This window comes from Sphaerisporangium dianthi (assembly GCF_042654065.1).
Taxonomy (GTDB): Bacteria; Actinomycetota; Actinomycetes; order Streptosporangiales; family Streptosporangiaceae; genus Sphaerisporangium; species Sphaerisporangium dianthi.
Genome location: NZ_JBHSFP010000004.1, coordinates 384,997 through 405,938, shown reverse-complemented (window position 1 = coordinate 405,938; position 20,942 = coordinate 384,997). Strand labels below are relative to the sequence as shown.

The 20,942-nt window shown below is 69.7% G+C and carries 20 protein-coding genes and 1 tRNA gene; 12 read left to right on the top strand and 9 right to left on the bottom strand.

The genetic code is table 11. The annotated features are described in order from the left end of the window. The 9 genes from ACFO60_RS09815 to ACFO60_RS09775 all read left to right on the top strand — a co-directional run. On the top strand, nt 1–592 hold a 592-nt coding region (locus ACFO60_RS09815; RefSeq protein WP_380839320.1), incomplete at its 5' end, for an RICIN domain-containing protein. Nucleotides 593–1,435: 843 nt separating this feature from the next. Further along, entirely contained in the window at nt 1,436–2,530 is a 1,095-nt protein-coding gene (locus ACFO60_RS09810) for a sensor histidine kinase (RefSeq protein ID WP_380839318.1), read from the top strand. Next, on the top strand, nt 2,527–3,180 hold the full coding sequence (locus ACFO60_RS09805) for a response regulator (protein ID WP_380839316.1): 654 nt from the start codon (nt 2,527–2,529) through the stop codon (nt 3,178–3,180). The genes ACFO60_RS09810 and ACFO60_RS09805 overlap by 4 nt, the downstream gene beginning before the upstream one ends. A gap of 120 nt (nt 3,181–3,300) precedes the next feature. Next, a complete protein-coding gene (locus ACFO60_RS09800) occupies nt 3,301–3,690 on the top strand; it encodes a hypothetical protein (RefSeq protein WP_380839313.1) in 390 nt (129 codons plus the stop codon). Further along, on the top strand, nt 3,663–5,012 hold the full coding sequence (locus ACFO60_RS09795; RefSeq protein ID WP_380839311.1) for a DJ-1/PfpI family protein: 1,350 nt from the start codon (nt 3,663–3,665) through the stop codon (nt 5,010–5,012). Before ACFO60_RS09800 ends, ACFO60_RS09795 begins: the two co-directional genes overlap by 28 nt. A 531-nt stretch (nt 5,013–5,543) precedes the next feature. Beyond that, nucleotides 5,544–5,735 (top strand): DUF6229 family protein, encoded by a 192-nt coding sequence (locus ACFO60_RS09790; RefSeq protein WP_380839309.1) that lies wholly within the window; start codon nt 5,544–5,546, stop codon nt 5,733–5,735. A 54-nt stretch (nt 5,736–5,789) separates the two neighbouring features. After that, nucleotides 5,790–5,975 carry a DUF6229 family protein gene (locus ACFO60_RS09785; RefSeq protein ID WP_354925705.1) on the top strand — a complete coding sequence of 62 codons (186 nt, stop codon included), beginning with the start codon at nt 5,790–5,792 and terminating at the stop codon, nt 5,973–5,975. A gap of 19 nt (nt 5,976–5,994) precedes the next feature. Then, nucleotides 5,995–8,871 carry a type 2 lanthipeptide synthetase LanM family protein gene (locus ACFO60_RS09780; protein ID WP_380839307.1) on the top strand — a complete coding sequence of 959 codons (2,877 nt, stop codon included), beginning with the start codon at nt 5,995–5,997 and terminating at the stop codon, nt 8,869–8,871. Between the two features lie 266 nt (nt 8,872–9,137). Further along, complete coding sequence (locus ACFO60_RS09775; protein ID WP_380839305.1) at nt 9,138–9,650, top strand: SRPBCC family protein; 513 nt, start codon at nt 9,138–9,140, stop codon at nt 9,648–9,650. A gap of 307 nt (nt 9,651–9,957) precedes the next feature. Here the strand turns inward: ACFO60_RS09775 and ACFO60_RS09770 are convergent. Further along, a tRNA-Arg gene (locus ACFO60_RS09770) sits at nt 9,958–10,033 on the bottom strand. A 122-nt stretch (nt 10,034–10,155) separates the two neighbouring features. Beyond that, nucleotides 10,156–10,389, bottom strand: a complete 234-nt coding sequence (locus ACFO60_RS09765) for an RNA-binding S4 domain-containing protein (protein WP_380839302.1) — start codon at nt 10,387–10,389, stop codon at nt 10,156–10,158. Nucleotides 10,390–10,676: 287 nt separating this feature from the next. On the opposite strand from ACFO60_RS09765, the gene ACFO60_RS09760 reads away from it, so the two are divergent. After that, complete coding sequence (locus tag ACFO60_RS09760; protein ID WP_380839300.1) at nt 10,677–11,246, top strand: sensor histidine kinase; 570 nt, start codon at nt 10,677–10,679, stop codon at nt 11,244–11,246. A 24-nt stretch (nt 11,247–11,270) separates the two neighbouring features. On the opposite strand, the gene ACFO60_RS09755 is transcribed toward ACFO60_RS09760, so the two are convergent. Further along, nucleotides 11,271–11,873 carry a hypothetical protein gene (locus tag ACFO60_RS09755; RefSeq protein ID WP_380839299.1) on the bottom strand — a complete coding sequence of 201 codons (603 nt, stop codon included), beginning with the start codon at nt 11,871–11,873 and terminating at the stop codon, nt 11,271–11,273. A 132-nt stretch (nt 11,874–12,005) separates the two neighbouring features. Here ACFO60_RS09755 and ACFO60_RS09750 point away from each other — a divergent pair, with 132 nt between their 5' ends. Continuing rightward, nucleotides 12,006–13,301, top strand: a complete 1,296-nt coding sequence (locus ACFO60_RS09750; protein ID WP_380839297.1) for a sensor histidine kinase — start codon at nt 12,006–12,008, stop codon at nt 13,299–13,301. Nucleotides 13,302–13,314: 13 nt separating this feature from the next. Beyond that, the gene (locus ACFO60_RS09745) at nt 13,315–13,932 is read left to right on the top strand and encodes a response regulator (protein ID WP_380839294.1); all 618 of its coding nucleotides are present in this window, start codon (nt 13,315–13,317) and stop codon (nt 13,930–13,932) included. Between the two features lie 69 nt (nt 13,933–14,001). Here ACFO60_RS09745 and ACFO60_RS09740 read toward each other — a convergent pair whose 3' ends face one another. The 6 genes from ACFO60_RS09740 to ACFO60_RS09715 all read right to left on the bottom strand — a co-directional run bounded on the left by ACFO60_RS09740 (nt 14,002) and on the right by ACFO60_RS09715 (nt 20,882). Further along, complete coding sequence (locus ACFO60_RS09740; RefSeq protein ID WP_380839293.1) at nt 14,002–14,457, bottom strand: MaoC family dehydratase; 456 nt, start codon at nt 14,455–14,457, stop codon at nt 14,002–14,004. Between the two features lie 9 nt (nt 14,458–14,466). After that, nucleotides 14,467–14,931, bottom strand: a complete 465-nt coding sequence (locus ACFO60_RS09735) for a TIGR03668 family PPOX class F420-dependent oxidoreductase (RefSeq protein ID WP_380839291.1) — start codon at nt 14,929–14,931, stop codon at nt 14,467–14,469. Between the two features lie 568 nt (nt 14,932–15,499). Then, nucleotides 15,500–16,222, bottom strand: coding sequence for a cadmium resistance transporter (locus tag ACFO60_RS09730; protein WP_380839289.1), 723 nt, complete (start codon nt 16,220–16,222; stop codon nt 15,500–15,502). A 175-nt stretch (nt 16,223–16,397) separates the two neighbouring features. After that, on the bottom strand, nt 16,398–17,822 hold the full coding sequence (locus ACFO60_RS09725; protein WP_380839287.1) for an ice-binding family protein: 1,425 nt from the start codon (nt 17,820–17,822) through the stop codon (nt 16,398–16,400). A gap of 348 nt (nt 17,823–18,170) precedes the next feature. Next, entirely contained in the window at nt 18,171–19,355 is a 1,185-nt protein-coding gene (locus ACFO60_RS09720; RefSeq protein WP_380839286.1) for an alginate O-acetyltransferase AlgX-related protein, read from the bottom strand. Nucleotides 19,356–19,379: 24 nt separating this feature from the next. Beyond that, nucleotides 19,380–20,882, bottom strand: coding sequence for an MBOAT family O-acyltransferase (locus ACFO60_RS09715; protein ID WP_380839284.1), 1,503 nt, complete (start codon nt 20,880–20,882; stop codon nt 19,380–19,382). Between the last annotated feature and the right edge of the window lie 60 nt (nt 20,883–20,942).

The window sequence follows — 20,942 nt, the reverse complement described above, 5'->3', positions numbered from 1 at the left end:
CGGCTCAGTGAAGGTCGAGGCCTACAGCATCCAAGGCGCCGGCCACAACCTGCCCAGCAGCGGCATGGCCGCCGTCGCCATCGAATTCTTCGGCCTCACCGGCACTAACCCCACCCCCACCCCCACCCCGACCGTCACGCCCACCGTCACGCCCACGCCGACCCCGACCCCGACCGTCACCCCCAGCCCGACCCCGACCCCGACGCCGACCTCCGGGGCCTCGTTCCGGCTGCGCAACGAGGCGGCGGGCCGGTGCGTCGACTCGCCGAACAGCGCCACCGCCAACGGCACCCTGTTGCAGATCTATGACTGCCACACCAACGCCAACCAGAGGTTCACCTACACCTCAGGCAGGCAGCTGCAGACCCTCGGCAAGTGCCTGGACTCGCCGACCAACGCCGGCTCCGGCACCCGAATCCAGCTCTGGGACTGCCATGGCAACAGCAACCAGCAGTGGGTGTTCAACTCCAACGGCACCGTCACCAGCGCCGCCAACAACCTGTGCCTCAACGTCACCGGCACCGGCAACACCTCCAGCGTGACGGTCAGCTCCTGCAACGGGTCGGCCAACCAAAGGTGGACCCAGGCGTAGTCCGCAACCGATCTAAAAGCTGCACGCATGGCGAAAGGGCCACCTCCGATGACTCGGAGGTGGCCCTTTCATGCGGACGGCATTCCCTGTTCCGCTTTTCGTCTCGAAGGGCGGAGGCGCACGCCGGAGTGGTCGCACATCGGCCACTGGACGGAAAGTGGGGAACATTTGATTCCCGGTCACCAGTTGACGATAAGTGGACGATCCGTGAATTGATACTTCACCACCTATCTGTGACACCGATCACACGTTATCGGTGCAGAATTACACAGAGCGCCCGCTATCGTGATTCCTATCGTCTGCAGTGGCGAAAGCCCGGAGAAGAAGGGGGGCAAGTGACAGAGCCGACACAGGCGAGCAGGCATCGAGTCTCGCTGCGTGCGATCAGTGGCGCGACGGTGGTCGCCTCCACCGCCTCGCCCGGTGGAGGAACACCAGTAAGCCCGCCGCTCTCCAGAACCACAAAGGCAAGGCGGATGTGAACGGCCTCGTCGTCATCGACCCGCTGTCCGATGGCACCCCTTACGACAAAACCAGCACGGGTTCCGTCCGCGTCAAGAGCATCCTGCTCCGAGACATCAAGGAGACCCCAGGAACCGGTACGCCAACGCGCGCACCGGCCAATTCCCCCGATGGGGCCCTACGTGGCCGACTCCGTAAGGGCGGCCGGCGGTAGCTCGTGCGCGGCGCCGGCTCGAACAGGCGACTGCCGGCACGTCCGTGCGATCCACAGATCAATCGCCCTGGACGGCCCCCGTTCATGCCGGACACCCTACGTCGAAGATGACGGCGCGTTTCTACCGTGAGTTGACCGTGCGCCGCCGGACGGCCCACAGTGAGCGCATGAACAGGGCTCTGGTCGTGCTGACCTTCGGCGCGCTGCTCACCCTGCTGATCGGGGTCGTCGCATCTGAAAAGTCCCTGCCGTCGCTCGCGCTCGGCGCGGCGTTCACCACATTGGCCACCGCCGGCTTTTCGTGGGTACGTGCACGCAATCAGCCGCCCTGGTCGCTTGGGTACGTGGCCGTGCAGCTGCCGATCGCGTTCGTCGTGTTCTCGCTGAACGCAGGGGTCGCCGCGACGCTCCTGCTCGTCGTGCTGGTAAGCCAGTGCGTGCTACTACGGTTGCCGATCGCCGTGACGGCGGTCGTGGTCGGGCTGCTCCCGTTCGTCCACCTCGGCATGTCGTGGGGCGAAGGGCTGCGGGAAGGGCTTGGAATACTTGTCGCCGCGTTGTTCGCCGCGATCGTGACGGAGTTGCTGCAACGCGAACAACGCGCCCGTGTCGAACTGGCCGAGGCGCACGAGCAGTTGCGTAACTACGCCGCGCAGGCGGGGCGGCTCGCGACCGTGCAGGAACGCAACCGGGTCGCGCGCGACATCCACGATGTACTCGGGCACTCGCTCACCGTCGTCCAGATGCAGGTCAAGGCCGCCCGTGCGGTCCTGCCGACCGACACCGTCAAGGCCGACGAGATACTCGCCAAGGCCCAGGAGCAGTCCGAGGCCGCACTCGCCGAGGTACGCCGCTCGGTCCGCACATTGCGCGAACCACGCGAAACCCCTCCCCTGCCCGACGCCTTGCAGGCGTTGGCCGAACTGACATCCGCCGCGGGCGTGACCACCAGCGTCGCGATATCCGGCGAGCGACGACCGTTGCCCGACGAGACGCGCGAGGCCCTTTTCCGTACGGCGCAGGAGGGGCTGACCAACGTCCGCAAGCACGCCCAGGCAACCCGTGCCGACTTGGTCCTGGACTACGACGACACCGCCGTCCGACTGGCCATCCGTGACAACGGCGCCGGCTCCGCTTCGACGCCTGCGTCCGGTTTCGGCCTGGTCGGGCTCCGGGAACGCGCCGAGCATCTGGGCGGACGGTTGAGCGTCGAGTCGGCACCGGGGGCGGGCTACACATTGAGCATGGAGGTTCCCGGATGAGCCCGGTCCGCGTCCTGTTGGTCGACGACCAGGCTCTGTTCCGCGAAGCCCTGGCCACCCTCCTGGCCACGCACGACGCCATCGAGGTCGTCGGAGAGGCGGGCAACGGCGACGAAGCGATCCGCCAGGCCGCCGAGCTCACCCCGGACGTCGTCCTGATGGATCTGCGCATGCCCGTCCTGGACGGCGTCGCCGCGACCCGCCGCTTGCGTACCGACCACCCCGGCATCGGCATTATCGCGCTGACCACGTTCGACGACGATGAGGACGTGTTCGCCGCCCTTCGCGCCGGAGCTTTGGGCTACCTGCTCAAGGACGTCTCCTCGGCTCGGCTGATCGAGGCCGTCCTGGCCGCCGCCCGCGGTGAGTCGGTGTTGCAGCCGTCCGTCGCCGCGAAGGTGGTCGCCCAGTTCGTCCGCCTGCCCTCGACCAGCGCCCCGGAACCGCAGCCACTGGTCGTGCCGCTGTCCGACCGTGAACTCGAAGTCCTCCGCCTCCTCGCCACCGGCCACAGCAACCGCGAAATCGCCGCAACGCTTCACCTGGCCGAGGGCACCGTGAAAAACCACGTCACCAACGTCCTGTCAAAACTGAACGCCCGCGACCGCACCCAGGCCGCATTACGCGCACGGTCACTCGGTTTGCTCTGACCATTTCCGCCCGGGTCATGGCCACATCATGACCTCGGGCATGACCTCCGGCACATGGCAGGGCGGCGGCCGGCGGCGACTCTTATCGGTATCAGTCGATGCCGAATCAGAGGGGACGTCATGACGACCGTGGAAACCACCCGGAGTACGAGTCGCAAGCTGGGCCGATTCGTCTGGCACTACGTCGAGATGGTGATCGCCATGCTCGCCGGAATGTTCGCGATGGCGCCGCTGTGGCCGGACGCCTGGCTGGCGCGGCCGGAGGTCGACGCGCTCGCCATGGCGACCGACATGACCATCGGAATGACCGTGGCGATGGTCTTGCGCAGGCATTCATGGGCGCGGATCGGTGAGATGGCGGCCGCGATGTACTTACCGTTCCTCATCTTGCTGGTGCCGTTCTGGCTCGGGACGTTGTCCGCCATGGGGTTGATGGCGGCCGGGCACGTGATCATGTTCCCGCTCATGCTGGCCGCCATGGTGTGGCGCCGCGACCACTACTGGCACTGAGATTGATGCGAATCTTCCTGCGCCGCGCGCTCGCGGTAATCGCGATTCTCCTGATCCCGGTGGCGGGCGGGGCGATCTCCGTCCCCGCCACGCTCAACGCCCGGTCCGCACCCGGGCCGGACCGGCCCATTCCCGCCGCCACTCCTCCGGCTTTCGACCCCGCCAAACCGACCGCGGTCGTGGTGATCGGCGACAACGGGGCCGTCGTGTCGGATGCCCTTGCCCCATACGAGACCCTGGTCGCCTCGGGCCGGTTCAACGTCTACACCGTCGCGTCGCGAAGGCGTCCGCTGCCGTTGACCGGTGGCCTGGACCTGGTGCCGGATCTGAGCTTCGCGGATCTTGCCGAACTCACCGGCGGCGCCGCGCCGACGCTCGCGGTCATCCCGGCGATGCCGGACGTCGGCGAGCCCAGTACCGGTCCGATCACGACATGGCTGCGTGATCAGGCGAGCCGCGGCGCTCTGTTGCTGAGCGTGTGCAACGGCGCAGGTGTCCTCGCCTCGGCGGGTCTGCTCGACGGCCGGCCCGCGACCGCGCACTGGATGCGGATCGACTCGTTCGAGTCGGACTATCCCGCGGTGAAGTGGGTGCACGGCAAGCGTTTCGTCGACAGCGGTACCGTCGTCACGACCGCCGGCGTGCTGTCCGGCATCGACGGAACCCTGCACATGATCGAGCGCTTGGCCGGTTCGACGGTGGCGGCGAACGCGGCCAAGGCCGCGGGTTGGCGGTACTACGGCAACACGCCGCCGGTCGTGACCGGCATCGCCATGCCCGCCCCGGCGGCGATCGTCAACGCGGGTTGGACGTGGGCGCCACCGACCATCGGCGTGATGTTGATGCCGGGCGCCGGTGAAATCGACCTGGCGTCGGTGTTCGACACGCACGCCCAGTCGCTCGCAGACCGGACGTTGGCCGTGAGCGCGGACGGCGGCCCGATCCGGTCACGGCACGGCCTGACCTTCCTGCCCCGTGCCGACCTGGCCGGCGCGGCCCCGGACCTGGATCGCTTGCTCGTGCCCGGAGCGGGCGTTCGCCTGGGCCAGGCACCGGACGGCCTGGAGCCTGTGTACGTCCACTCCGGACAGGACTTCGCCTACAACGACGCCGTGCGGGACCTGGCCCGGACGACGGATGTGGCCACCGCCCGCTGGACCGCCGAGACCCTGGAACTGCCGACCGACGGCCTGCGACTGGACGGCCCGGCGTGGCCGTGGCAGCAGACGGCGATGCCCATCCTGTTGATCCTTTTGGGTATTGCCGTGATGATCTGCCTTCCACGCCTCCGGACCACTCTGGACACTCTCGTCCGGGCCTGATCGCGGCGGCTCCCTCGTGATTTCAGTGCAGGTGGCCGACTGGGCGGGCAACAGCGTGGAGGTCCTACAAATCATGATAATTGTCGCCCGCAATACATGGAGAATCTCCGGTACATTGGTGGGAAATGTCGCCGGACGGCCCGTGGTCGGGGATGTTCGCCGCCGTCTGCCGCGCTCCCGAACAGCGGAAACCTTCTCGCGGCCTCCCCTTCCGTGTGAAAGCGGTTCGCCGGGTCGTCCCGCACATGAGCGCCGTCGCCGCAGGTGGCGGTCATGGCCCGTTGCGGGACGAAACCCCTGACGTGCGCTGTGGTCCCTTGGTGGGCGTGGGCCGGCGGTGTGGAGGGTGGCCGGTCTCGCTCGCGCGTTCCGGACGTCCCGTCGGCGTCTGGGCAAGCTCCGTCACAGTCAACGGCAGCTTTCGCCATTTCTGCTGAATGCCGACAAGTCCACATTTGGACCGCTATGTATTGATTTTTTCGATCGGCTGACTAACGCTGATCGGGACGCCTGGTCATGGAGGGAGTAAGAATGCCTGTCACACTGGATCGCTCTGAGGAGATCGTCGCCGCGTGGCGCAGCGGAGCCGACGTCGAGGGCTGGGACAACCCGGCCGGCCCGCTGTTCATCGGTGACTACGCCGAGTCGGAGATCACGCTGACGGCCCTGGACACGCGGAGGCCGAGCTCGTGCACGGCCGCCCGCACCGTTGCCTGCTGCTGATCGCACCCACCCGGTCAATGCGGATCAGGACGCACAGTCACGAAGGGAGTAGCAATGCCTCTCACACTGGATCGCTCTGAGGAGATCGTCGCCGCGTGGCGCAGCGGAGCCGACGTCGAGGGCTGGGACAACCCGGCCGGCCCGCTGTTCATCGGTGACTACGCCGAGTCGGAGATCACGCTGACGGCCCTGGACACCCGGCTGGCGAGCTCGTGCACCTGCAGCCGCTTCTGCTGCTGACCAAGGAAGGATGATCCGAATGGCCGGGGACTTCGACCCGTCGCTGGACTTTCTGACCGCACCGGCGCTGGCCGGGCTGTCCGCCACGCTGGAATCGATCCCCGGCCTCACGGAGGCGGAGGCCCGGCTGATATGCCAGGGAACCGCCGAAGCGCTGGAGGAGACCGTCCGCCTCAAGGTCAACAGGGTCCTGCTGCTGGAACTCAACGCCGCCAGGATCAGCGGAAGGCTGACCGCCGAGACGCCGCGGCTGCGGTGGCAGGAGTGGAAGGCGACGGCCGCGACGCCCGAGTTCTGGCTGTCCCTGACCGGGCACTACCCCACGATGCTGTCCAGGCTCGGCACGATCATCGACAACAGGTGCGCCGCGGCCGTGGAACTGGCCCGCAGGTTCGCCGCCGACCGCGCGGCGCTCACCGCACTGCCCGGCGGCCTCCGAGGCGAGCTGGCCGGAGTCGACTTCGGGGCGGGAGACAGCCATCGCGGAGGGCACAGCGTCGCCGTCCTGCACGGCTCGCAGGGCAAGGTGGTCTACAAGCCCCGGTCCCTCGCCGTGGACGAGGCGCTGGCGCGGCTGATCGACCGCCTGGCACCCCGGCTGCCCGCCGGCAGCCGCATCCGCGTACCCGACGTGCTGACTCGCCAGGGGTACGGCTGGGCGGAGCACATCCAGCACCGCTACTGCGCCGACGAGACGGAGCTGCGGTCCTTCTACCGCGGTGCCGGGCACTGGCTGGCGCTGATGCGGCTGATCGGCGGCAGCGACCTGCACATGGAGAACCTCATCGCGGCCGGTCCCGCGCCCGTCGTCGTCGACTGCGAGACGCTGTTCACCCCGCACGTCCCGGCCAAACCGTCCGGATACGGCGACGCCGTCGACCAGGCGACCGACCTGCTCAGCGGATCGGTGCTGCGCACCGGACTCCTTCCCGGACGCGGCGTCTCGCTCGCCTGGCGCGGCGTCGACATGTCCGCCGTCGGAGGCCTGCCCGGCCAGCAGCCGTACACGCAGGTGCCGGTCGTCGTCGACGCGGGCACGGACATGGCGAGATTGGGGATGGAACGGGTCGAGCTGGGAGCGGTGAGCAACCACCCGAGCCCCGATCCGATCCTCGTCCACTACTGGGACCTGGTGCTGTCCGGATTCACGGAGCTGGTCGAGCACCTCGACATGCTGGATCGGCGGGATGAGCTCGCCGGGCTGCTCACGGACTTCGCCGACCGTCCGATCCGGGTCGTGCTCCGCGCCACCGAGGCGTACGCCGAGCTGGCCCGCATGTTGTGGCACCCGGCCTCACTGCACGACGAGCCGACCGCGATGGGCAAGGCGGCGGAGTTGCTGGCCCAGCATGCCGAGAACCTGCCCGGCGCGCCATCGGACCCCGAGGTGATCGACGCCGAGGTGGCCGAGTTGCTGGTCGGCGACATCCCCTTCTTCGCCACGACCCCTGCTCGCGGCCGTCTGGACGGCCCTGGCGGAACCTCGTACGGAGACGAGCAGGACCTCATCGCGGACGCGCTGCGGCGCTGGCGCGAACGCGACGCGGCCCTGGACCGCGAGGTGATCCGGTCCGCTCTGGTCAGCGCCTACCTCAATGAAGGGTGGATGCCCGCCAACAAGCGCATGGCCGTGCCTCTCATCCGGCACCAGGACCTCGAGCGGCGCCGGCGCCGGATCGCGGCCGGGATCGCCCGCAGCATGCTCGACACGGCGGTCCGGGGCGACGACGGCACCGTCACCTGGACCGCGCCGGTGCTCACCTCCGACGGCTGGTTCGTACAGTCGCTGTCTCCCGACGTGTACGGCGGGGCGTACGGGGTCGCCATCACTCTGGCCGCCTACGTGAGTGAGACCGGGCAGGGCAGGGCCGACGAGGTGCCGGGGCTGGACGGGCTGCTCGCCGATCTCCTCCATACGATCAGGCTGGCCGAGGAGCGCGACGCGGAGGCACGCCGCACCGGGCCGCGGCGCCGCCCCGCCACCCCAGGCGGCTATGTCGGCATCGGCTCGCAGATCTGGAGCTGGCTGCTGCTGCGCAGGCTGGGCGCCATCGGCTCGGAGGAGGCGGTCGCCCGGGCCGGCGCCCTGGCGGGGCAACTGCCCGAGGCGGTGGCCGCCGACGGGGTGTACGACCTGCTCACCGGCATGGCCGGCGCCATCGTGCCGTTGCTCCGCCTGTGGGAACAGACCGGTGACCGGCAGTGGTCCACGCAGGCCGACCGCATCGGGGAGCGCCTGCTCTCACTGGCCCACATCGACGACCGGGGAGCACGCTGGCCCAGCACCGCGTTCCCACAAGGGTTAGGCGGGGTCTCACACGGCGCCACCGGGATCGCCTGGGCGCTGGCCCGGCTCGCCGACAGCGCCACGGCCGGCGCTGCGGACTTCCGCGCCCTGGCAGACAGGGCCTTTCTGTACGAGGAGTCACTGTACGACCCGGCGGAGAAGGGCTGGCGTGACCTGCGCGAAGTGGACGACCATCGCGTGACCTCCAGCGCATGGTGCCACGGAGCCGCCGGCATCGGCCTCGTCGCGGCCGACCGGCTGGCCCGCGAAGGTGACCCGCGCTGGTCGGACGTGCTGCGCCGGGCCGCCGCGTCGTCCTGGTCGAGGGGCATCGGCTGGAACCACACGCTCTGCCACGGCGACCTCGGCAGCTGGGAAATCGTGCGCCACGCGATCGATGTGGGTGTCGGGCCCGAAAAGCTGACTCCGGAGTACCTCGCCGCGTACATGATCGGCAGCATGGACGAGCACGGCCCGGTGAGTGGCCTTTCACGTGACGCCTTCAGCCCAGGTCTGATGCCGGGAGTGGGCGGCATGCTCTACCAACTACTACGCCTGCACCCCGGCACCCTCCTCCCCTCCGTCCTACTCCCCGACCCGGAGAACTGACCGCCCCTTCCCCTCTCCTGCCCGCCCCGACGAGGTCTCCATGCGCCGGACCAGCGAAGCTCTGGGCTGAACCTCCGGCACGGGCGATTCGAAAGAGACGGACTGTCCATCGTTTGGCTTCGGCGCTGTTTCGCCGGGTAGCCGGGTCAGGCCTTGATCGCCAGCCGAGGGCATGTGGAACGTCCTCGGCGAGGCGTTGTCGTACCCCCGGTGTAGCGTCCGGGCCGGAGTCGGGTTCATGCTCTGCGGTTAACGGAGGCACGCGGATGACGAGTACGACAGGCGAGCCCGTGGTGGTGGCGTCCCGGCGCATCGGCGCCCCGGCGGAGGAGATCTTCCGGATCCTGGCCGACCCCGGACGGCACCCGGACCTCGACGGCTCGGGGATGCTGCGCGGTGGCGTCTCCGACGCCATGGTCTCGGGCGTCGGGGACGTCTTCGTGATGCGGATGCATTACGAGCGATACGGCGACTATGAGATGAACAACCACGTCGTCGAGTACGAGCCGGACCGTCGCCTCGGCTGGGAGCCGAGGCCCGGTCGCGGGCACCCGGACGCCACCGCGCCCGGGGCCGCGTGGGGCCACCGGTGGATCTTCGATCTGCTCCCGGACGGAGCCGGGGCGACGATCGTGACCGAGACCTTCGACGGTTCGCGCATGCCGGAGGACAAACGCGCGGAAGTGGACAGCGGGCGCGCCTGGTGGCAGACGCAGATGGCGAGCACCCTGGAACGCCTCGCCGAACTGTGCGCGCCCGGTATGCGGTCACAGCACTAGGGAGATCTCGCACCGCGGCTGAGGAGACACGCCGACCTGCCTGGAAGTAGGGTGCCGGCGAAGCAGGTGGCCGCCTGGGGCGGGCAGCAGCGTGGAGGTCCTCCCGCCGACCTACGCCAAGTGCCTCGTGGGTCAAGACGAGATCTCCATGCGCCGGATCAGCGAAGTCCTACGCCGCAGCACACGGGAAAGCATTGGGAAAGACGGGCCGGACGCACCGGATCACAGCCGGACACCGTCGGACGCCGATCACCGATCGAAACACGAAAAAGCCCAGGTCATCACGGGGATGACCTGGGCTTTCATCTGGCGCGGCCGAGAGGACTCGAACCCCTAACCTTCTGATCCGTAGTCAGATGCTCTATCCATTGAGCTACGGCCGCCTGCTTGCCTGGATAAGCATAGCGGGTCTTCGGGAGTGTGCCGAACCGATATGGGGAGCGAGTTCGGGGCGGGCTCTGGCGGGGCGGGAGGAGGAGTGGAGCGGAGTGGGAGGGCGTCGAGGTCAGGGGGCGGTCTCGACGTGGATCTCGAAGCCTTCGCCGCTGACCACCTGACCCGGGCGGATCTTGGCTCGCTTGCGCAGCTCCACCTGGCCGTCCACCATGATCTCGCCATCGACGATGAGCAGACCGGCCACCCCGCCGGTCTCGGCGATGTCGCAGACCTTCAGCAGATCGCACAGCGGGATGAACTCGGTGTGCAGATGGAAGGTGCCCTCACGGAATTTCGCGTCCACGTCATCAGCATAGGCATCACGGTCCTGGGCCGGGACATCCGTGATCGTGCGGGCGGAGTGGGCGGTGCCGGCGCGGAGTGGGCGGTGCCGGCGCGGAGCGGGGATCCGGCGCGGAGCGGGGATGGTGGTGGGGGTAGAGGTTGGGGGATGGGGCGGGAAAGACAGTTAAAACGGACAATACATCTGCAAAGTTTCGTGGTTGCGGGCGTGGCGCGATCCGGGGGCGGCAATGAATCATCTCGATCACACGAGGTGACTTTCAAGGTCAGGACCTGCGGATTGATGGCATGAACCAGCAGCCAGGGTTGTTCGGCACAGGTCATTCGGCACAGGTCGCCGTGGCCATCGTGCTGACCTGCCTCGGAGCCGTGGTCATCATCGCGGCGCTGCTCATGCGGCGGCGTCACAAGGCGGTGGTGGCGCAGGCGCACTCGCAGCACGTCATCGAGTTGCACCGTACGTTGCTTCGCACGCAGTACGACTATCCGCGCCCCAGTCTGGCCGATCTGGTGCAGTCATGCCGGAAGTGCGGCCTGACCATACGTCTCCACGTGGCCGGATCGCCGCAGATGCTCCCCGATCCCGTCGACCTTGCCGGTATGCGGATCATCCAGGAAGCCATGACGAACGCCCTCAAGCACGGAACGGCGAATGCCACCGTGGTGCTGGCGTACGGGCCCGGGCTGCTGACCGTGACCGTGGACAGTCCGATGAGCGGAAAGCCTCCGGCCTCCCGGGGTGCCCACCAGGGGCTGGCGACCATGCAGCGGCGCGCTGAGAAGATCGGCGGCTGGGTGACGGCCGGGCCGTACCGGGGAGGCTGGCGGGTGCACGCGGAACTGCCGTTCCGGTGTTAGCGGACCGCATGGGCGCGGGGTGGTTCAGGCCGGGTCCTTCGAGACGGCCGTATCGCCCTCCGACTGGCCGAGACCGCGTGCCGGCTGCTGGTCGGGCATGGATTTCCCGGGGAAGAACGTGTAGCCGAGCGGCCAGAGCACGGCGATCGCGGGCACCTTCGCGAGGTCCAGCATGAAGGTCCACAGCGCCTGCGTGCGCGCCGGATCACCGACCGTCCAGACGGCCACGGCCAGCAGCGCGCACGCGATGCCATAGGCGAGAACGATGCGCAGCCACACGGCCCACTCGTACCGTGCCCTGGCCATGCCACCGGAGGGCGGCTTGCGCGGCGGCGGGCCGCCGGAGAGGCGGTGCGCGGCGACCTCGTCCGCCCACCGGAGCGTGCGGTGACCGAAGACGATCGAATAGGCGAGGTAGGCCGCGGCCAGCCCGTGCGTCAGGTCGGCCGTCCCGCCGGAGCGGAGGTCGGTCACGGCGGCGACGAGCAGGACGACGTCGATCAGCGGCACGCACAGCAGGAGCGCACCGCCGAGGCGCCGTGCGCCGAGGACGTACCGCGCCAGCAGCCCTAGAGCGAGCAGCACCCAGAAACCGAGCTCACAACCGATGATGACAGCGACGATCACGCTTCCAGCCTTGACCATGCGGCGGCGGCCGTCGTCGGCGGCGATGATGAACCGGACTACACCTTTCTATGTACGGTGGACCGTGCTTCGGGGTGGTGTGACGCGGCGGGGGCGCGTGATGTGATGGCGAGCATGAAGCCGCTGCGACAGGACGCCCTGATGGCGGCGCTGGTCTTCGCCGGCGGTCTGGTCCTGCTCGCCGGCGGCGCCTACGTCCCTCGCGGCGAGCCTGTCGCGCTGCTGGCGGTCCCGCTGGCGGTCACCTCGCTGGGCGTTCTGGTGCGGCGGCGGGCACCTGTCGCGGCGTTGGCCCTCGGTGTGGTGGCGATCATCGGGGACATGTGCCTGGGTCCTTCGCTCGGCACCGTCCTGATCTTCACGGACAACATCTACTCGGCGGCCCTGTACGGCCCCCGCCGGCTGGCCACCTGGCTTCTCGGCGTCACCTCGGTGCTGGCCGTCGTGGTCGGCGCCGTCAGCGCGGTCGTCCTCAACGCCTGGGCGGCTCTGGCGACCGGGTTCGTCCAGGGAGGACTCGTGCTGACGACCCCGGCCATCACCGCCTACATCGTCAGGCAGCACCGCGACCAGGCGATCGCCGAACGGGCCCGCGCGGACCAGGCGGTCCGGCTCGCCGAACTGGACCGCCAGGCGGCGGTGGCGGGCGAGCGCGCCCGCATGGCCCGTGAGCTGCACGATCTGGTCGCCAACCACTTCAGCGCCGTCGCCATCCAGGCGGCCGCGGTCCTGGTCAGACATGATCTCGATCAGAAGGCGGTGCGCGAGGTCCTCGCGTCCATCCGGGAGAACAGCGTGCAGGGCATGGCCGAGATGCGCACGATGATCGAGTTGTTGCGTGCCGAGGACGAGGGCCAGGAGCCGGTCGGCCATCGCCTGCGAGACGCCGCCGACCTTGTCGAACGGTCGCGGGGCGCCGGCATGCGCGTCGAACTGGCGATCTTGGGGACGCCGCGTGAGCTCGCGTCCTCGATCGAGCCGGCGGGCTACCGCATCCTGCAGGAGGCACTGACGAACGCGTTGAAGCACGGCACCGGCGAGGCGGTCGTGACGGTGGACTACGGGCGCGACCAGGTCTTCTTGACCATCGAGAATCCGGTCGCGCGGACGCCCGCGTCCCTGCCGGGGTCCGGCGCCGGGCTGGTCGGCATGAGTGAGCGGGCGACGCTCGTCGGAGGGTCGTTCGCGGCGGGAGCCCACGGAGACGTCTGGCGTGTTGCCGCCACTCTCCCCGTCGATGGACGGCGAGTCACCGGCACGCTTCCCGCGGACGGCAGGCGTACCTCGGTCGTGATGCCCGCGGACGGGCGGCGCGCCTCGGTCATGACTCCCGAGGAGGGCCGGCACGCCTCGGTCACGCCGGCCCGGGGCGGCGAGGGAGGAAGCGCGTGGGACGACGACGAGGCATGAGCGAGGACGGCGAGTGATCAGGGTTCTGGTCGCCGACGACCACGCGGCGGTGCGCGCGGGGGTCGTCCTGATCCTGCGAGGTCAGCCCGACATCGAGGTGGTCGCCGAGGTCTCCGACGGGAAGGCCGCGGTCGAGTCCGCACGCGAGCTGCGGCCCGATGTCGTGCTGATGGACATCCGCATGCCTCGCCTGGACGGCATCTCCGCCACACGCGAGTTGAGCGGCATCACCGAAGTGCTGATCCTCACGACCTTCGACCTGGACGAGTACATCTTCGGCGCGCTGCGCGCGGGCGCCGCCGGGTTCCTGCTGAAGGACACCGACGCGGACGCTCTCATCCAGGCCGTACGGCTGGTCGCGCGCGGCGAAGGTCTGCTCTCGCCTTCGGTGACCAGGAGGCTGATCGCCACGTTCGCGGAGACGAGCGCGCGCAGGCCCCCCGACCTCGGCGTCCTCACCCCCCGCGAACGGGAGGTGCTGGCCTGCGTGGCCAAGGGATTGTCGAACGCCGAGATCGCCCGGGAACTGGACATGACAGAGGCGACGGCGAAGACCCACGTCAGCCGGATGCTGGGCAAGCTCGGGCTGCGCAGTCGCGTACAGGCGGCGATCCTGTACACGGGGGCGTGAGCGGCCTGGACGCCGATGGCCGGGGCCGTGACCGGGTGGCCGGCTACTCGGGGATGGGGAGGGAGTCGGTTACTCGGGGATGAAGAGCGAGAGGGACTCGGCGACGCAGGCAGGTCTCCGCCCGCCTTCCACCTCGATCGTGACCCGGAGGCTGGAGAGCGTGCCGGACGGGGTGCCCTTCACGTCGATCAGCTCGGCCCCGGCGCGGATGCGGGCGCCCACGGGCACCGGCGCGGGGAAGCGCACCTTGTTGAGCCCGTAGTTGATGCCCATCTTCAGTCCTTCGACCCGGAAGAGCTGCATCATGAAGGACGGGAGCAGGGCCAGGCTGAGGTACCCGTGGGCGATCGTCCCACCGAACGGCCCGTCCTTGGCCCTTTCTGCGTCGATGTGTATCCATTGGTGGTCATCTGTCGCGTCCGCGAACAGGTTGACCTGCTCCTGGGTGACCTCTCGCCACTCGGTGTATCCCAGGTGCTCACCGGTGGAGGCCTTCAGTTCGTCGAGTCCGGCGAAGATCCGCATATCAGAATCTTATTCGGTCACGTCGGGAACGGCCAGAGATGACCAGCCGGAGTAGCGGGTCACCTCGATCACGACGACCGGCCCTTCGGGCACCCGATCGCGATACTGGGGGTATTTCATGACAAGCGGGGTGAGCAATTCGGGGATGCGCTCGTCTCCCCTCTCCACGACGGTCGCGAAACCGTCCGCCCGCACCCACCACAGGGTCGTCCAGTCATCGTCGTAGTGGTCCACCAGGACGCACACGTTCGGGTTGACCTGGACGTTCCGCAGGCGCCGCAGCCGTGTTCCCGACTTCGGCTTGTGGTCGACGGCGGTCACGACGCGGTCGCCGTCCAGGGAGAAGGTCACCGGCACCAGGTGCGGCCGGCCGTCGTCGCCGACGGTAGCCAGCCGCGCCACCCGGGCCCCGGCCATCCTGGCGCGAGCCCAGTCGGCGCCGGGCCCGTCCGAACCGATCTCGACCTTGCCCACCCGCGTATCCAAGCACGTCCGCCGCCCCCGGACGGGGACCGCCACGGGACGTGACGCCGGGACCGCGACGGACCTCACGCCGGCGCCGCCACGGGACGTGACGCCGGGACGGCCATGGACGTGACGCCGGGGCCGCCACGGACTCGGCGTCAGGACTCGGGCGGTCGCGGCGCGTACACGTGATCGCCGGGGTGGCCGAGGGGCAGAACGCAGCGGCGGCCGGATCCGGTGGTGGCACATCGTTCGGTTTCGTCTCGCCGGGGCAGCGGGACCGAGTCGGGGAGGAGCGCATCCATGGGCTCTGCCTGTTCTCCAGGGCGAACCTGGACCATCACGGCCAGGCTGGGGGCTCCTGGGGCCGTTGAAGATGATCTCACGTAGCCCGGTGCGACTTCTATACCAAAGTGCACCATTTACGGTCTTTCCGCGATCGGCCCGGTCGCGCTCGCCTCCGGAGGTTCTGGCAGACGGCGTGGAGCAGGTCCGCAATCCCATCTCGAAGGATCCATCGTGACCGCTCAGGCGCCGAGCACCGTTCGCACCGAGGTCAAGTCCGCGGGCCCGCCGCTCAGAGAAGGTCGATCAGGCGGCCGGCGACGCCGGACTCCAGCACGATCACCGTGCCGATCGCCACGAAGACGAGCGGGACGATCCAGTGCCCGTACCGCTCGACGACGGCGACGATCTTCTTGTGGGAGCCGAGCCAGAACCCGGCCGCGCACCACACGGCCGTCAGCACCGCGAACACGATGATGGTGACCAGGCTCGCCGTCACACCGATGGTGCGGAACATCGGCGTGTAGACCGAGATGTTGTCGGCGCCGTTGGCCACCGTCACGCTCGCGACCGACAGGACGCCGCCGGCCACCGCCGGCGGCGACCCGCCGTCCGCCCCGCCTGCGCGCAGCGTCGTGATCAGGCCGCGGACGCCGAGAGCGAGCGGCACCAGGCCGAGGAGGCCGACCCATCGGTCCGGGATGACGGCGAGACCGAGGGCGGCGATGGCCGAGACGGCCACCAGCGCGGCGATGCCGGCGTACTGTCCCGCGACGATCTGCCGGCCGCGAAGGCCCGCGCCGATCCGCCGGCCGTGTGGGCCGGAGACGATCGGCCGTCCGTGAGGACCGGGGACGACCCGCCGTTCGTCAGGGCCGGAGACGATCCGCCGGCCGTGAGGGCCGCCGTTGGCGCGGGCCGTCAGGAACAGCACCGTCAGGATGACGATGTCGTCGATGTTGGTGCCCGCGAAAACGGCGCACGCGGTGCCGAGCGTCGCCACGAAGCCATCCATGAGCGATCAGCCTAGGACGAAACAGGATCAAGGGGCCGCGAGGGCCGCCCGCACGGAGGGCGCGCCCACGCCCCCCGGCCCGCCGCTCTGAACGGCGGGGCCCGCCCCCGGTCGGGGGACGGGCCCCGGCGGCCGTCGACCGGCACGTCAACGGGCGCGGGCGAGCGTGGCGGGCCTATCTCCTGTGATGTCCGTGGGCACTGAACTTGTGGTGCCCACGGTGACGCCCTGGATGCCGGGAGAACCATGATTTCTTGGTTCGGTGGTGGCTCCTGTGCGCATTCCCGCCGAACACTCCATGCAGAGTGTGGAACGTCTGGATGGTCACCTGGCGGTCGTTGTCCCTGCGGTGATGCCAGCGGTCACATTCCCGGCGTTTGCGGGTCTGGGTCTCAGTCGTGCCGGCGTTCGCGAGCTTCCGCTCCTCATGACCGCACTTCTCGTGTCTCGAGTCGGGGCCCTCGCCGGGGGCTTCACCGGGAACGACGGGCGGCGTCGAGGTCATGGTCGGCGTCGGTGTCGGAGTCGGTGTCGGCGTCGGCGTCGGCGGGATGGGGCGGAAGATGACCTGGGTCAACGGCGGTGACGCGCTGGGATTGAGCAGGGTCGAGCCCTGGTAGGTGGCGACGACCTGGTGCGACCCAGGGGTGAGCGCCGAGGTGGTCAGGGTCGCCTGGCCGTTCGCGTCGAGCGGGGCCGAGCCCAGGACGGTCCCGTCCACCGTGATGACGACCGTGCCGGTCGGAGTGAACCCCGCTGTGGAGGTCACCGTCGCGGTGAAGGTCACCGGGGTGCCCTCCCGCGCCACCGGGTTCGACGAGGTCAGTGTGGTAGAGGTCGTCCGGGGAGGAAGGATCGCGCAGTCGGACCGGGTGATGGTGTCGGAGTCCAGGGTGACGGCGCCGACGCGGGCGAGCACCCGGCCGTTCACGGTCACACCGGTGGTCACGGTGATCGACGCGAGCGCGAGGATGGTCCCGACGAAGCTGGAGGCCGTCCCCAGCGTGGCCGAGCTGCCCACCTGCCAGAAGACGTTGCACGCCTGTGCGCCGCCGATGAGGGTGATCGAGCTGGCCGACGCGGTGGTGAGGGTGGAGGCCGCCTGGAAGATGAAGACGGCGTTCGGGTCCCCCAGCGCGTTCAGGGTGAGGTTGCCGGTGATCCCGAAGGTTCCCGCGGCCGAGTTGTAGACGCCTGGAGTCAGGGTGGTTCCACCCAGCTCCGTGGGGACGGTGGTGGCGGGGATCCGGCCCGCCGCGTCGTTGTAGGCGATGGCCAGGTCGCTTTTCGCCTGGATGGCGGCGCTGTCGGCCGCGTGGATGGTTCCGTTCACTGTGCCGGGCGGGAAGCCGGTGACCGCGGAACCAGGGCTGACGCCGAGATCTCCGTTGACGACGGTCGGACCGGTGTTGGTGACCGTGGATCCGGCGAGTACGGCGTAGCTGGTGGCCGTGCCCAGCCCCACCGGCGCCTGCGCCGCGCCGGCGGCGTGTGGTGTGACGACGACCAGCCCCAGGGTGAGAACGATGGTCAGGACGGCGGCCGGCCAGGAGCGAGAGCTATTTCGCGGTACGACGCGAGGACGGCAGACATTCATCATAAAAAATGTCCTCTTCTTTCGGTAATGCTCAGTCAGGGCGCTTTATCAGCCATGCGCCAATGATTCCGACCTTACTAAGCGTTACCAGCACACCTCTTTCGCGACATGCGGGCGATTTAAGTTCGGTAGCTATTTCCCGAAATAAAGGAAATGGCCATCTGGGCTGTGTGCCGGCGAGCTGGGCGCCGACGGCTTCGCCCGCGAGAGTCACCGGATGCCAAGGGTCGAAACCGGAACAGAAGAGCCTTTTCCGGAACGCGGCAGAGCGTTATCCGGCGCGGCCGAGACAGGCGGTGTCGTCGCAGGACTCTCGGGCGTCGAGCGGCTTTCGCATACGCGGCGGCCGCCTCACAGGGCCCGTTCGAGGGCGGCGAGCACGGCGTCGTCCAGTATCTCCGCGTGACCTCCGACCAGGTGGCGCTCCACGATCTCGACCACCACCGTCTCGCTCGCGGCCACCTTCCGCGCGACCTGCTCGGGCCCGGCCGTCGCGGAGGCGTCGCTGCGCAGGTAGGTGAGGTCGGCGAAGTAGGGCAGCACCCACGGCAGGGAGTTGCGGGTGAAGGAGTCGCCGATGAGCAGCGTCCTTCGCCGGTACAGCGGCGCGCGGGCGGAGGCGTTGGCGGTGCGGAAGGACACCGGCAGCTCGCTGTCGTCCTGGCGTAGCCGGCGCACGCCGTCCCGGTCCAGGCGCCACCGCTCGACGGTCTCCTCGCGGGGCACGCCCAGCAGTCGGCCGAGGTCGCCGTCACGCACCCCCTGTCCCGCCCTGACCAGCCGGGTGTGCTGGGACAGTCCGGCGTCGAGGGCACGGGCGAGTTCGGCGCCGTACAGTCCCGCGGAGCGCTCGGTCCAGTGGCTGTCGGTCCGCCAGTACGCCGGCGCGCCGGAGTCGCGCTGCGTCCGTTCCAGCGGGCCCCGCAGATCCACGTAGCCGGGCAGGCGTGCCGCCCGCAGCGCGGCCCAGAACTCCCGCTTGCGTTCGCCCAGGCAGTCCTGGCCGGGGAATCGGTCCGGCAGCCGGCCCGGGTACACGGTGGTCTTGTCGGGGGCGACGGCGACCAGGAACCGCCGGCCGGACCCGCGCACGATCTCGGCCAGGCGGCGCAGGCGTTCGAGGGTCGCGGCGACCGGACGGCGCGGCCGGCACGCCTCGGTCACGTCATCGCCGAAGTAGAGCCAGCCGTCGCGCCCTTCCACCACCCGCGGGTAGCCCGGCCGGCCCGCCCTCGCGTGCGACGGCGCGTGCCCGAACAGGAGCTCCGACAGGGCGGCGTCCGCGCGTACCGCGTACCGCCGCAGCGGCAGGTGGGCGGTCGTCCACGCCTCCGCGTCCGGGATGACGTCCCAGCCGCGCGACAGCGCCGGGAAATCCGGCAGCCTCCGGTTCTCGATCTCCACCGCGCGGTCGCCCGCGGCGAAGGCCAGGGCGGGGCCGAAGAAGAACAGCGCCGCCGCCAGCGGCGCCACCGCCCGCCGTGCCGTGCGGCCCCTGGCCCGGGGCGGCGCCGTTCCGGGCCGCACAGTGGTCATCGGTGTCCTTTCCCGCGAACCCGGTCAGAACTGGTAATAGAGGAAGGGGCTGAACGTGCCGGCGGCGACCAGCATCGCCGCGTAAGGGGCGGCCACCCAGGTCACCGCGGCGCGCGCGACCCGCGCCGCCGGTCCCCGGCCCGTCTCGATCAGCGGGCCGAGCGCCGGCCCGGCCGGCAGCGCCACCACGGCGAGCGCGGCCGCGAAGACGAGCATCCGCTGACGGTTCGCGGCGTACGCGACGAACTCGTCGAGCTCGCCGGGACGCCAGGTGAACATCGCCCGCAGCATGCCCCACGCCTCCGGCATGCTCTCCGCCCGGAAGACCACCCAGCCGACCACGACCAGCAGCAGAGTGGCGCCGCGGCGCAGCACGGCCGCCCACGCGGCGGCGGGCGGACGGTCCCAGCCGAGCAGCCGTTCTGCCACCAGCAGGGCCCCGTGGTACAGGCCCCACACCAGGAAGGTCCAGTCGGCGCCGTGCCACAGGCCGCAGAGCGCGAAGACGGTCAGCAGGTTGCGGTACGTCCTCGGCGCGCCGCCCCGGTTGCCGCCGAGCGGGATGTACACGTAGTCGCGGAACCAGCGGGACAGCGACATGTGCCAGCGCCGCCAGAAGTCGGTGACGGAGTACGCCGTGTACGGCCGGTCGAAGTTCTCCGGTAACCGGAACCCTGCCATCGCGCCCAGGCCGACGGCCATGTCCGAGTAGCCGGAGAAGTCGAAGTAGATCTGCAGAGCGTAGGCGGACGCCCCTAGCCACGCCGTCGGGGTGGTGATCTGGCCGCCCGCCTGCGCGAACGCCGCGTCCGCGACGGGGGCGAGCGAGTCGGCGACGACCACCTTCTTGGCCAGGCCCAGGGCGAAGCGCGGGAAGCCCGCGGCGAGGTCGCCGAGGCGGTCGCGCCGGACGTCGCCGAGCTGCCCCGCGATCTCGTGGTACCGGACGATCGGCCCGGCGACGAGCTGCGGGAACATCGCGATGTAGGTGACGAACCGCACGGGACTCCGCTGCGCGGGCGTGCTGCCCCGGTAGACGTCCACCACGTACGACAGGTGGTGGAAGGTGAAGAACGAGATTCCGATCGGCAGCGCCAGGGCCACGATCGGGGTGTGGCCGAGCCCCAGCGCCCCCGCCAGCGCGTCCACCTGCCGGCCGGCGAAACCGGCGTACTTCCACACCGCCAGCACCGCCACGTCCCACCCGGCGGCCGCCAGCAGCACGCCGCGGCGCGCCCCGGGCCGGTCGCGCAGCCGGGGCGAGCCGAGGGCGAGCCCGGCGCCGTAGTTGACGGCGACGGCCGCGAGCAGCAGCAGGGTGTACGGTCCGGCGCCCCAGGTGTAGAAGACCAGGCTGGCCGCGGCGACCACCGCGTCGCGGTGACGCGCCGGGAGCGACCAGCAGGCGGCCAGCGTGGCCGGCATGAAGAACCACAGGAACAAGGGGGAGGCGAACGACATCGGGATTCCGAGGATGTCCAGGGGATGGTGCGGACGACGGGGGAAGTCCACCAAACGGCCGATCAAGGCGACGTAACCTCATTTGGTTACGCCCGCGTTATTCCGCCGCTGCCAGCCTGGTGCTCG